Annotated in this window: 8 protein-coding genes; 4 read left to right on the forward strand and 4 right to left on the reverse strand. The window is 75.9% G+C overall.

Features of this window, described 5'->3' with window-relative positions; genetic code table 11:
- Positions 1 to 131: 131 nt before the first annotated feature.
- Complete coding sequence (locus tag ACQ614_RS14605; protein ID WP_431679029.1) at positions 132 to 2,492, reverse strand: DUF5682 family protein; 2,361 nt, start codon at positions 2,490 to 2,492, stop codon at positions 132 to 134.
- 58 nt (positions 2,493 to 2,550) lie between these two features.
- Positions 2,551 to 3,657, reverse strand: coding sequence for an ATP-binding protein (locus ACQ614_RS14610; RefSeq protein ID WP_363491861.1), 1,107 nt, complete (start codon positions 3,655 to 3,657; stop codon positions 2,551 to 2,553).
- A gap of 281 nt (positions 3,658 to 3,938) precedes the next feature.
- Between ACQ614_RS14610 and ACQ614_RS14615 the strand changes: the two genes are divergently transcribed.
- Together ACQ614_RS14615 and ACQ614_RS14620 are read left to right on the forward strand one after the other, a co-directional pair.
- Positions 3,939 to 5,255 carry an SWIM zinc finger family protein gene (locus tag ACQ614_RS14615; RefSeq protein ID WP_431679031.1) on the forward strand — a complete coding sequence of 439 codons (1,317 nt, stop codon included), beginning with the start codon at positions 3,939 to 3,941 and terminating at the stop codon, positions 5,253 to 5,255.
- A 61-nt stretch (positions 5,256 to 5,316) separates the two neighbouring features.
- Positions 5,317 to 6,924 carry a DUF5691 domain-containing protein gene (locus ACQ614_RS14620; protein ID WP_431679032.1) on the forward strand — a complete coding sequence of 536 codons (1,608 nt, stop codon included), beginning with the start codon at positions 5,317 to 5,319 and terminating at the stop codon, positions 6,922 to 6,924.
- 74 nt (positions 6,925 to 6,998) lie between these two features.
- Here the strand turns inward: ACQ614_RS14620 and ACQ614_RS14625 are convergent, their stop codons facing one another.
- Complete coding sequence (locus ACQ614_RS14625; protein ID WP_431679034.1) at positions 6,999 to 7,406, reverse strand: cobalamin B12-binding domain-containing protein; 408 nt, start codon at positions 7,404 to 7,406, stop codon at positions 6,999 to 7,001.
- Positions 7,407 to 7,708: 302 nt separating this feature from the next.
- Here ACQ614_RS14625 and ACQ614_RS14630 point away from each other — a divergent pair, with 302 nt between their 5' ends.
- On the forward strand, positions 7,709 to 8,497 hold the full coding sequence (locus tag ACQ614_RS14630) for an esterase/lipase family protein (protein ID WP_363491864.1): 789 nt from the start codon (positions 7,709 to 7,711) through the stop codon (positions 8,495 to 8,497).
- Positions 8,498 to 8,584: 87 nt separating this feature from the next.
- Complete coding sequence (locus ACQ614_RS14635; RefSeq protein ID WP_431679036.1) at positions 8,585 to 9,388, forward strand: M23 family metallopeptidase; 804 nt, start codon at positions 8,585 to 8,587, stop codon at positions 9,386 to 9,388.
- Positions 9,389 to 9,483: 95 nt separating this feature from the next.
- Here the strand turns inward: ACQ614_RS14635 and pcrA are convergent, their stop codons facing one another.
- The gene (gene pcrA / locus ACQ614_RS14640; protein WP_431679038.1) at positions 9,484 to 12,066 is read right to left on the reverse strand and encodes a DNA helicase PcrA; all 2,583 of its coding nucleotides are present in this window, start codon (positions 12,064 to 12,066) and stop codon (positions 9,484 to 9,486) included.
- Between the last annotated feature and the right edge of the window lie 41 nt (positions 12,067 to 12,107).

A 12,107-nucleotide genomic window follows, 5' to 3' on the forward strand; every position in this document is an offset into this window, starting at 1 on the left:
GGCGGGGGCGCGGCACGGCGGGCCCGCAAGGGCTGCTCGGGGGCTGCTCAACGGCCATGCAACCAGCCGGGTCTGACAGCCCGGCGGGCGGTGGTCGTCAGGACCTGTCCGGCGGATCTTGCGGGCAGGCCCTAGCTGTTGCGGCCGTCGGGCTGGCGCGGGACGAAGGGCAGCGGGGCCGGCGCGACGGTGCCCGGGAGCCCGAGAAGCAGGGCCAGGACGGGCAGTGCGGCGTCGGCGCGGGCCTCGTCGAACGCCTCGGGCCGAGCTGCCGCGGCGAGCGGGACGGCGGTGCCGAGCGGGCCGGCCGCGGCGCGCTCGCCGATGGTGCGGCGCACGCCCGCCTCCAGTGCGGAGAAGGTGCGGCGCAGCACCGGCAGCAGGTCGATCAGGGTGTCGCCGGGGACGCCGGTCAGCCAGTCGTCGAGCAGGCCGAGCAGGGCGGCGTCGTGCAGCAGCAGGGCGCCGCCGCCGGCCAGGAAGCCCTCGATCCAGCCGGCCGCGTCCGCGGGGGCGCCGGCCGGGGAGAGCACCAGGCCCATCCGGCGGCCGGCCTCGGCGGAGTCGATCCGGGCGTCGTCCAGGAGCAGCCGGACGGCGCGGCCGCGGAGCAGGCCGGGGACGCCGGTGGCGGGCCCGGCGGAGGGCTCGCGGGCGGCCAGGGAGCGCAGGGCGGCGGCCCACCGGTCGGCGGGGGTGTCGCCGGCGGCGTCGGCCGGGGCGGCGGACAGCAGGCCGACGGCGGTGTGCACGGCGTCGAGGTGGGCCCGCATGGTCGCGGCGCCGTCGGCGTCCAGGCCGGTGCAGGCGGGCGGCAGGCCGACGCTGATCCGCTCGGCGAGGCCGCGGGCGACCTCTTCGAGTGCGCTGCCGTCGGTGCCGCGCACGTCGCCGTAGCGCAGGGCGCGGACGAGGGCGGGCAGCGCGGCGGCGAGGTGGGCGACGTCGGTGTCCAGGGCGGCGCGGTCGGCGAGGACGCGCATCACGGCGGGCAGGGCGCCGGTGAGGCCGGCGAGCAGGCACTGCTCGACCAGGCCGGTGAGGACGGCGAGGTCGGGGGCGTCGGCGGCCTGCCGGGCGGCCTTGCCGCAGGCGGCGTCCTCGACGGTGGTGCCCCAGTGCGCGGCCTCGACGACCCGGACGGCGTACTCGGGCTCCCAGCGCAGCCGCCAGGTCTCCCGGAAGGTGCCGGTGGAGTTGACGGCGGAGCGGGCGGGGACGCCCCAGTCGACGCCGAGCAGGCGCAGCCGGTGGAGCAGGCGGGAGCGGTTGGCGTCCAGTTCCTTGCGCAGGTCGAGGACGAGTTCGCGCTCGGCGGCCTCGGGCTTGAGGCGCAGGCTGCGCTGGAGGCGGGCGAGGTCGCGCTGGAGCGGCACGGCGGGGGCGCCGTCGGGCACCTCGCCGAGGGCGTCGCCGACGACCAGCCGTTCGTGGACGAGGGCGAGGGTGACGTCGGAGCCGTCGCACATGACGGAGCGGACGGCGTCGAGGGTCTCGCCGAGGCCGGCGAGCGGGCGGCCGCGCATCACGGCGAGCGTCTCGGCGAGCCGGACGGCCTCGATGACGTGCGCGGAGGAGACCGGGTGGTCCTCGGCGCGGAGCAGGTCGGCGATGCCGGTCATCCAGCGGGTGATCGGCCGGTCGGGGCTGGTGAAGAGGTGGTGGTACCAGCCGGGCGAGTCGATGCCGGCGCCGTAGCCGGTGTGCTGGGAGAGCCTGCGGTGCGTCCACGGCACCCAGGTGATCTCGGTCTTCGCCTTGGGCAGGCCGGTGAGCAGGGCGCGGTCGTGGGCGACGGTCGGCATGGTCTGCAGGGCGGGGACGTGCCAGGCGCCGCAGACCACGGCGATCCGCTCGTGGCCGGCCCGGCGGGCGGCGCGGATCTGCTGGCGCATGTACGCCTCGCGGAGTTCGTCGCGGCGGGTGTGCGGCCCGGCGGGGGCGCCCTCGCGGATGGCGGCCATGGCCTCGGCAACCGCGGCGAAGGGGGCGAGGGCGTCGTCGCCCGGGGAGCGGTGCTCGACGACGTCCTCCCACCAGCGCTCGGGGTCGTCGTGGCCGGCGGCTGCGGCGAGGGCGGCGATCGGGTCGCCGGTGCCCCCGCCGGCCGCTTCCGCGTCCGCCGCCGCGTCGGACGTGCCCCCCGGCACGCCCGACGGGGCCTCGGCGAGCGCGAAGGTGTGCGCGGCGGGCAGGTCGACGAAGCGGACCGGGACGTCGTGGTCGACGGCGTACCGGAGGGCGACCCACTCGGGGGAGAACACCGCGAACGGCCAGAAGGCGGCCCTGGCCGGGTCGTCGACGACGTGGGCGAGCAGGGCGACCGGCGGCTGCATCTCCTTGTCGGCGGCCAGGGCGGCGATCGCGTCGGCCTCGGGCGGGCCCTCGATCAGCACCGCATCGGGCTTGAGCTGCTCCAGGGCGGCGGCCACGGCCCGGGCGGAGCCGGGCCCGTGGTGGCGGACGCCGAGCAGGGTGACCTCTGCGCTCATGGTCGTGGACCTCGCTCTCGGTGGTTCTCTGGGTGGGTCGCGTCGGCGGTCGGGATCGTCAGCGGGTGTGCTCGCGGGCCGCGCGGTAGAAGTCCTTCCAGCCGTCCCGCTCGCGGAGCACGCCCTCGACGTACTCGTGCCAGACCGTCCGGTCGGCGACCGGGTCGCGGACGACGGCGCCGACGATGCCGGCGGTGACGTCGGAGGCGCGGAGCATGCCGTCGCCGAAGTGGGTGGCGAGGGCGAGGCCGTTGGTGAGCACGGAGATCGCCTCGGCGGTGGAGAGGGTGCCGCTGGGCGTCTTGACCTTGGTGCGGCCGTCGGCGGTGATGCCGGAGCGCAGCTCGCGGAAGACGGTGACGACGCGGCGGATCTCCTCGGCGCCGGTCGGCAGCTCGGGCAGGTCGAGGGAGCGGCCGAGCTGGTTGACCCGGCGACCGACGATGTCGACCTCCTCGTCGAGGGTGGCGGGCAGCGGCAGAACGACGGTGTTGAAGCGGCGGCGCAGCGCGGAGGAGAGGTCGTTGACGCCGCGGTCGCGGTCGTTGGCGGTGGCGATGAGGTTGAAGCCGCGGACGGCCTGGGTCTCGTCGCCGAGCTCGGGCACCGGGAGGGTCTTCTCGGAGAGGATGGTGATCAGGCTGTCCTGCACGTCGGCGGGGATGCGGGTGAGCTCCTCGACGCGGGCGATCTTGCCGTCGGCCATGGCGCGCATCACCGGGGAGGGCACCAGGGCCTGGCGGCTGGGGCCGTTGGCGAGCAGCTGGGCGTAGTTCCAGCCGTAGCGGACGGCCTCCTCGGGGGTGCCTGCGGTGCCCTGGACGAGCAGGGTGGAGTCGCCGCTGATGGCCGCGGCCAGGTGCTCGGAGACCCAGGTCTTGGCGGTGCCGGGCACGCCGAGCAGCAGCAGGGCGCGGTCGGTGGCCAGGGTGGTGACGGCGACCTCGACCACGCGGCGCGGGCCGATGTACTTGGGGGTGATCACGGTGCCGTCGGGCAGCTCGCCGCCGAGCAGGTAGGTGGCGACGGCCCAGGGCGAGAGCCGCCAGCGCGCGGGGCGGGGGCGGTCGTCGGCGGCGGCGAGGGCGTCGAGTTCGGCCGCGAAGGCGTCCTCGGCGTGGAGGCGGAGGACTTCACTCGTACGAGTGGTCGTCTCGGTGGTCATCTGCAACTCCTGGGTACGGGCCGCCGGGCATGGCTGTGGCAGGGCACGGGCTGATCGGGATCGTCGGACTACCGGGTCGTCGGACCGTCGGGTCGGCGCCGGATCGGTCGCGGAGAACCCGTCACGGGCGCGGTCGGGCACGGCCGGACGGGCGTTTCGTACGCCCTTTCGGCCTGCTGGAACCACCATGCACCGGGCCACTGACAACCGCGGACGGCACGGTGACCGGCCGTCAGTTCCTCCGCGCCCGACTGTCAGTGGCCCGCCCTAGCGTCGTCGGCATGGAGGAACGCTGGAGCAACGAACACGTCCTGTCGCTCGCGCCCGACCAGGCGTCGCTGAAGGCGGCCGGCAAGCTGTCCGCGCCCGCGCCGTGGACGGACGCCGGGTGGGGCGGCGGCGCGCTGTGGGGCGCGTGCAAGGGCAGCGGGAAGACGCCGTACTTCCCCTGTGTCGACCTCTCCGGGCCGGCGTACCGGTGCACCTGCCCCAGCCGGAAGTTCCCGTGCAAGCACGTGCTCGGGCTGCTGCTGCTGTGGAGCGCCGGCTCCCCTGCGGTCGCGGAGGGGGCCGAGCAGCCCGAGTGGGTCGCCGAGTGGCTGGCCAAGCGCCGGGACGCCGCCGAGCAGAAGGCCGTCCGGCAGCAGGAGCGCCGGGAGTCCGCCAAGGACGACGCGGCCGCTGCCCGGCGCGCCGGGCAGCGGGCCGCACGGGTCGCCGCCGGCGCCCGGGAGCTGCGGCTGCGGCTCGCCGACGGCGTCCGGCACGGGCTGGCCGACCACGCCTCCGGCGGCTGGGAGGAGGTCGCCGCCCGCATGGTCGACGCCCAGGCCCCCGGCCTCGCCGCCCGCGCCCGCGAGCTGGCACACACCCCGCAGGACGGCCTGCTGGAGGAGTACGCCCTGCTGCACCTGCTGGCCGGCGCCTACGGCCGGGTCGACGAGCTGCCCGCGCCGCTCGCCGCGACCGTCCGCACCCGGATCGGGTTCAGCACCGGCGCCGACGAGGTGCTGGCCGGGCCGACGGTCCGCGACCGCTGGCACGTCCTCGGCAGCCGGGACACCGCCGACGACCGGCTGACCACCCGCCGGATCTGGCTGCGCGGCGCCAAGACCGGCCGCCCGGCCCTGCTCCTCTCCTTCGGCAGCCCCGGCAAGGCGCCCGAGGTGGCGCTGCCGACCGGCCGGGTGCTGGAGGCCGACATGGCCTACCACCCGGGCGCCCGCCCGCTGCGCGCCGTCCTCGGCACCCGGTACGGCGAGCCGGAGGCCGCCCCGCCCGGGCCGCCGGCCGGTGTCTCCCCCGCCGAGGCGGTGGCCGGCTACGGCGAGGCCGTCGCCGACGACCCGTGGCTGGACGCCTGGCCGGCCGTGCTGGGCGCGGTGGTGCCCGTCCTCGGGCCGGAGGGCTGGCAGCTGACGGACGGCCGCAGCGCCGTCCCGGTCAGGCACGGCTCCGCGCCCGAGCAGGCGCTCTGGCGGCTGGCCGCGGTCTCCGCCGGACACCCGGTCACCCTGTTCGGCGAGTACGGGCACGCCGGGTTCGCCCCGGTCACCGCCTGGTCCGCCGACGGCCGCGCGATCGGCCTCGGCCAGTGACCGCGCCCCGGGCGGGCACCTCCCGCCACCGACACCAGACCCACCCGACGGGAGGCCGGCCGTGACGGCACCGACCACCACCGCCCACGACAGCTGGTCCGAGCTGCAGACCGCCGCACTGCTCGGCACCGACCGCCGCCCGCTGCCCGGCGTCGGCGGCTCCCCCGCGTTCACCGGCGCGGCCGACGCCGTCGACCGCACCGACCCGGCGACGGCCCTGCTCGACCTGGCGGCGCTCGCCATCGTGGCGCGCCGGGCCGGCGGCTGCGCGCTGCCCCCGCCCGCCGTCCCGGCGCCGGCCGACGGCGACCCGCGGCCCGAGCTGCCCGAGCCCGCCGCGCGCCGCCTGGGCTTCCTGCTCGGCGGCCGGGGGCCGGACACCAGCCTCGCCAACCTCACCGAGCTGCTCCCCCAGTGGCTGGCCGCCGCCCGGGCACACGGGTACCGGCTGCCGCCCGCGCACGTCCCCGCACTGCTGGACACCGCCCGCGCCCGCAGCGAGCTGCGCCCCGACGTGGTGGCGCTGGCCGGGCCGCTCGGCCGCTGGCTCGCCGAGCGGAACACCGACTGGCGGTTCGTCACCCGCACGACCGGCGCCGGCCCTTCCGGAGGGACCGGGGCAACGGACGACGGCGGCCCCGCGGCCGGCGAGCAGATCTGGCAGGAGGGCCTGTTCGCCGAGCGGGTCACCCACCTGACGCGGCTGCGCCGCAGCGATCCCCCGGCCGGCCTCGCACTGCTCCGCAGCACCTGGGCCACCGAGCGCGCCGAGGACCGCCTGCTGTTCCTGGACGCCCTGCAGGAGGGCCTCTCCACGGCGGACGAGGAGTTCCTGGAGGCCGCCCTGGGCGACCGCAGCAAGAACGTCCGCAGCACCGCCGCCGAGCTGCTCTCCACCCTGCCGGGCTCCGCCCTGGCCGCCCGGATGGCGGAGCGCGCGCAGGCTTGCGTACAACCGCTCGACGGCCGGCTCGCCGTCCACCCGCCCGCCGAGTGCGACACCGCCATGCAGCGGGACGGCATCCCGCTCAAGTCGCCCACCGGCCGCGGGCAGCGGTCCTGGTGGCTGGGCGAGATCGTGGCGGCCGCCCCGCTCGCGCTGTGGACGGAGTCCACCGGGCTCGCCCCGGAGCAGCTGCTGCGGCTGCCCGCACGCGAGGGCGGCGAGGCCGACGGCACCGACTGGTCGGCCGATCTGCGCGAGGCCTGGGCGCGCGCCGCCGTCCGCCAGCAGGACGAGGCCTGGGCCCGGGCGTTGCTCGGCCCGGCCCCCCGCTCCGCCGGCGCCGGCCGGGCCGCCGGGGCGCCCGCCAAGCTGCTCGCCGTCCTGCCGCCGGCCGAGCGGGCCGCCTGGACGGCCGCGTTCATCCGCACCAACGGGCTCGGCGACGCCTTCCAACTGCTCGGCGCCTGCGCCACCCCGTGGACACCCCCGCTCTCCACCGCGGTCGTCGCCGCGCTGGAGCGGGCCGCCGGCTCCGGCGCCTACCCGTGGAGCCACAGCGGTGTGCTCGGCATGACCGAGCGGGCGCTCGCCCCGGAGGCCGCCCCCGCGGTGGAGGCGCTCGCCGCCGACGCCGCACCGGACACCGCCTGGGCCGACACCTTCACCCGGCTCGCTGAGACGCTCCGGCTGCGGGCCGTGATGCTCGCCGAACTCGCGCCCTGACACGCGGGCACGGCGAAGGGCCGGGCACCCGCGCGGAGCGGGGCCCGGCCCGGAAGAACGCCGATCGGCTGTGCTCAGCCCGCCGGGCGGAGGTTCGCCTCGACCCAGCTGACCACCGACCGGGTGGGCGTGCCCGGGGTGAAGACGTCGGCCACGCCGAGCTGCTTGAGCTGCGCGATGTCCCCGTCCGGGATGATCCCGCCGCAGAAGACCTTGATGTCCTCGGCCTCGCGCTCCCGCAGGAGCTCGAGCACCCTCGCGCAGAGGGTCATGTGGGCACCGGAGAGGATGGACAGCCCGATGCCGTCGGCGTCCTCCTGGATCGCCGTGTCGACGATCTGCTCCGGCGTCTGGTGCAGGCCGGTGTAGATGACCTCCATACCGGCGTCGCGCAGAGCGCGGGCGATCACCTTCGCGCCCCGGTCATGGCCGTCCAGACCCGGCTTGGCGACCACCACACGGATCGGCCCCGACACACCCATCACTGCCTCCTGGACCTCGTCGTCCACCGTCCGGCCGACCGCTCGGACGCGGACGCGGTGTCAACAGCCTCCGACAGACCTGGGGGCAGCGTAACCCCGCCGGAAGGGCTCGGCGGTTTTCGCCCGCCGACCGCAGGGGAAAATCACAGGGCTGCCCGGCAGCCGCCCCCGGGGCGTGTCCGACCGTACGCGTCGCACGCCCGGCGGGCCTTGCCGGGCGCGCCCAGGTACCGCCCCTTTCCCTGTCCCCTGCGTCGGCCGCCGCAGGGGCCCCCGCGCCGTGTCCTGCCGGGGAGAGCCGCATGACCATCCCGTTCCAGCGGACGGCCGCCACCGTCCGCGGAGCCGGCGCGGAAGCCGCCGCGCTCGCCACCCACCTGGTCCGCTACCCCACCGGCATCCCGCCGGAGCAGCGGCCCCGACCCTGCCCCGACCGGCCCGTGCCGCCGGCCGCACGGCCCCGGCACGACCCCGTGCTGCTCCTGCACGGCTTCGCCGACAACCGGGCCGTCTTCGCGCCGCTGCGCCGCACCCTGCACCGGCACGGCTGGACGCACCTGCACGCCCTCAACTACTCGCCGCTCACCCGGGACGTCCGGGCAGCCGCCGTCCTGCTCGCCCGGCACGTCGAGTGGGCGGTGCAGGCGCACGGCGGCCGGCCGGTGGCCCTGGTCGGGCACAGCCTCGGCGGCCTGATCGCCCGTTACTACGTGCAGCGGCTCGGCGGACACGAACTCGCCCCCGAGGTGGTCACCCTGGCCACCCCGCACGGGGGCACCTCGGCCGCGCTGCTGCCGAACCCTTTCCCGATCACCCGGCAGCTGCGCCCCGGCAGCGAGCTGCTGACCGAGCTGCGACTGCCCGCGCCGCAGTGCACCAGTCACTTCACCTGCGTCCGGGGCGAACTGGACGAGGTGGTGCTGCCGCGGCGGAACGCCCGCCTCGACCACCCCGACCTGTGCACCGACCACGTGGCCGTGCCGGGCGCCGGACACATCGGGCTGCCGGCCCATCCGCGGGCGGTGGCCGCCGTCCGACACGCCCTGGAGGCCTGGGCGGCGGGCCCCCTGACGGAGCGCCACGCATGCTGAGATGCGCACTTCGTCCGCGCTCGTGATCAAGGGCTACAGTCTCGACTGTTTTCTCCCGGTCACTCCCGATTCCGAGGAGGCGGCGCGATGACGGTCAGACGCTCCCCCGTCCGCATCCCGATCCGTATCCCGATCCACCGGCCGCTGCCCGGGTCGGCCGGCACCGCCGACCGGCCGCGCGGCCAGCACCGCGGCCAGCGCCCGAGCACCACCCGGCGGGCGGTGCTCACCGTCGCACTGCCCTCCGCGGCCACCCTCGGGGTCTTCGGGGTGGCGGCCGCGACCGTCCACGCCGACCGCACCCGGCTGCCCGGCCCTCCGCCGTCGGGCCCCCACACCCCCTCGCGCGGGCCGGCGGGCCAGCGGCCCGACAACGACCGGGCCGACCGCGAACTTGCCCGGGCGGCGCTCGCCGCCCGGCAGCAGTCCGGGCGGCAACGCGAGGACGAGCAGCAGCCCGCCGAGGCCGCGCGGCCGCCGTACGTGCTGCCGGTCGACGTACCCGGGCTGAGCGCCCGCTTCGGGCAGGCCGGGCCGCACTGGGCGGCGCGGCACACCGGCATCGACTTCCCGGTGGCCACCGGCACGCCCGTCCGCGCGGTCACCGACGGCACGGTGACCACCGGCTGGAGCGGCTCGTACGGCTACCTGGCGGTCGTCACCGCGGCGGACGGCACCGAGACCTGGTACGCGCACCTGAGCGGGTACCAAATGCGGGGCGGCCGCGTCCGGGCGGGCGAGGTGATCGGCCTCGCGGGAGCGACCGGGAACGCCACCGGGCCGCACCTCCACTTCGAGGTACGGCCCGCCGGCGGGGCCCCGGTCGACCCGCTGCCCTGGCTGCTCGCCCACGGCCTGGACCCGCGGCGGCCCGCCGGCACCGGCGGGTGACCGAGCCGATGAGGGGCGCACCCCTGAGTGGTCACCCCGTGTGCCCTTGAGCAGGCGCCCCTACGTGGTCACCCGCTCAGAGCTTCTCGACCCGTTCAGAGCTTCTCGACCGGGGCGTAGCGCAGCAGCAGTTGCTTGCGCCCGGAGCTGCCGAAGTCGATGGTCGCCTGGGCGCGGTCGCCGGCGCCCTGGGTGGCGACGACGGTGCCGAGCCCGAAGGTGTCGTGGCTGACCCGGTCGCCGACCGCCAGGCCGACGACCTCGCGCTCGGTGACCTTCCGCGCCGACTTCGCCCAGCCGGGCTGCGGCACCGCCGCCGTGGAGCGGGCCGAGCCGCCGCCGGAGGATCCGTACGAGCGGGAGGGGCCCGAGGAGGACGGTGAGAAGCCGCGGGCCGCCGGGACGGCCGCCGCGCCGGTGCGCTTCCACTCGACCAGGGTCTCCGGGATCTCCTCCAGGAAGCGGGAGGCCGGGTTGTAGGCGGGCTGGCCCCAGGCGCTGCGGAGCACCGAGCGGGTCAGGTAGAGCCGCTGCCGGGCGCGGGTGAGGCCGACGTAGGCGAGCCGGCGCTCCTCCTCCAGCTCCTTGACCTGGTTGAGGGCCCGCATGTGCGGGAAGATCCCGTCCTCCATGCCGGTGAGGAAGACCACCGGGAACTCCAGGCCCTTGGCGGTGTGCAGGGTCATCATCGTGATGACGCCCTGCCCCTCCTCGTCGTCCGGGATCTGGTCGGAGTCGGCGACCAGGGCGACGCGCTCCAGGAAGTCGGCGAGCGAGCCGACCGGCGGGGCGCCCTCGGCGTCCTCGCCCTCGGGGCGCTCGCCCGGGTCCTGCTCGTACTCCAGGGCGACGGAGGCGAGCTCCTGGAGGTTCTCGATCCGGGTCTCGTCCTGCGGGTCGGTGGAGGCCTGGAGCTCGGCGAGGTAGCCGGACTCCTCCAGGACGGCCTCCAGCACGGCGGCCGGGCCGGCGCCGGACTCGACGACCTGCCGCAGCCCGGCCATCATCGCGTTGAACTTCTTCACCGCATTGGCCGAGCGCGCGGCCATGCCGTACGCCTCGTCGACGCGCCGGAGCGCCTGGGCGAAGCTGATCCGCTCGCGGGCGGCGAGGGCGTCGATCATCGCCTCGGCGCGTTCGCCGATGCCGCGCTTGGGCACGTTGAGGATGCGGCGCAGCGGGACGGTGTCCTCGGGGTTGGAGAGGACGCGCAGGTAGGCCAGGATGTCCCGGACCTCCTTGCGCTCGTAGAAGCGGACACCGCCGACGACCTTGTACGGCAGGCCGACCCGGATGAAGACCTCTTCGAAGACGCGGGACTGCGCGTTGGTGCGGTAGAAGATCGCCACGTCGCCGGGGCGGGCCTCGCCCTTGTCGGTGAGCCGGTCGATCTCGTCGGCGATGAACTGGGCCTCGCCGTGCTCGTCGTCGGCGACGTAGCCGACCACCCGCTCGCCCTGGTCGCCGGCCGTCCAGAGGTTCTTCTTGCGCCGGTTGGTGTTGCGCTCGATGACGGCGTTGGCGGCGCTGAGGATGGTCTGCGTGGAGCGGTAGTTCTGCTCCAGCAGGATGGTCGTGGCGTTGGGGTAGTCCTCCTCGAACTGGAGGATGTTGCGGATCGTCGCGCCGCGGAAGGCGTAGATCGACTGGTCGGCGTCGCCGACCACGCAGAGCTCGGCCGGCGGGATCTGGGCGAGCCGGGCCGCGTTCGGGTTGACGAACTCGCCGTCGGCGGTGAGCTTCGGCGCGTCGGAGAGAGCACCGCCGGACAGCTCCCTGACCAGCGTGTACTGGGCGTGGTTGGTGTCCTGGTACTCGTCGACCAGGATGTGCCGGAAGCGGCGGCGGTAGTGCTCGGCGACGTCGGGGAAGGCCTGGAGCAGGTTGACCGTGGTCATGATGATGTCGTCGAAGTCCAGCGCGTTGGCCTCGCGCAGGCGCCGCTGGTAGAGGGTGTACGCCTCGGCGAGCTTCTTCTCCATCGGGTTGGCGGCCCGGTCGGCGTACGTCTCCTCGTCGATCAGCTCGTTCTTGAGGTTGCTGATCTTGGCGGTGAAGGACTTCGGCGGGAACTGCTTGGGGTCGAGGTCCAGGTCGCGGCAGACGAGGGCCATCAGGCGCTGCGAGTCGGCCGCGTCGTAGATGGAGAACGACGAGGTGAAGCCGAGCAGCTTGGACTCGCGGCGCAGGATGCGCACGCACGCGCTGTGGAAGGTGGAGACCCACATCGCGCGGGCCCGCGGGCCGACCAGCTCCTCGACGCGCTCGCGCATCTCCCCGGCGGCCTTGTTGGTGAAGGTGATCGCCAGGATCTCGCCGGGCTGCACGCCGCGGGCGCCGAGCAGGTGCGCGATCCGGTGGGTGAGCACCCGGGTCTTGCCGGAGCCCGCGCCGGCGACGATCAGCAGCGGCGTGCCGTGGTGCAGGACGGCGTCGCGCTGCGGGTCGTTCATGCCGGCGAGCAGCTGCTCGGGGTCGACGACGGTGCGGGCGGCGCCGTTGCGGTGCCAGGCGTCCCGGTCCGGCTCCTCGGTGAAGTCGGTCTCGAAGAGCCCGTCCGGGATGGCCTCCTCGAACGGCGGCTCCTCGTCCATCGGCGGCTCGTCGTGGGCGGGGCTCGACCCGAGCGAGGGGCTCTCGAAGCCGGGGAGCGGGAGGTCGTCAAAGAGGCTAGTCATGGCATTCCGAGTGTATGACCCGCCGCCGACACTCCGGCCCG

It is taken from the genome of Kitasatospora dryopteridis (assembly GCF_050749075.1).
In the GTDB taxonomy this organism is placed as follows: Bacteria; Actinomycetota; Actinomycetes; order Streptomycetales; family Streptomycetaceae; genus Kitasatospora.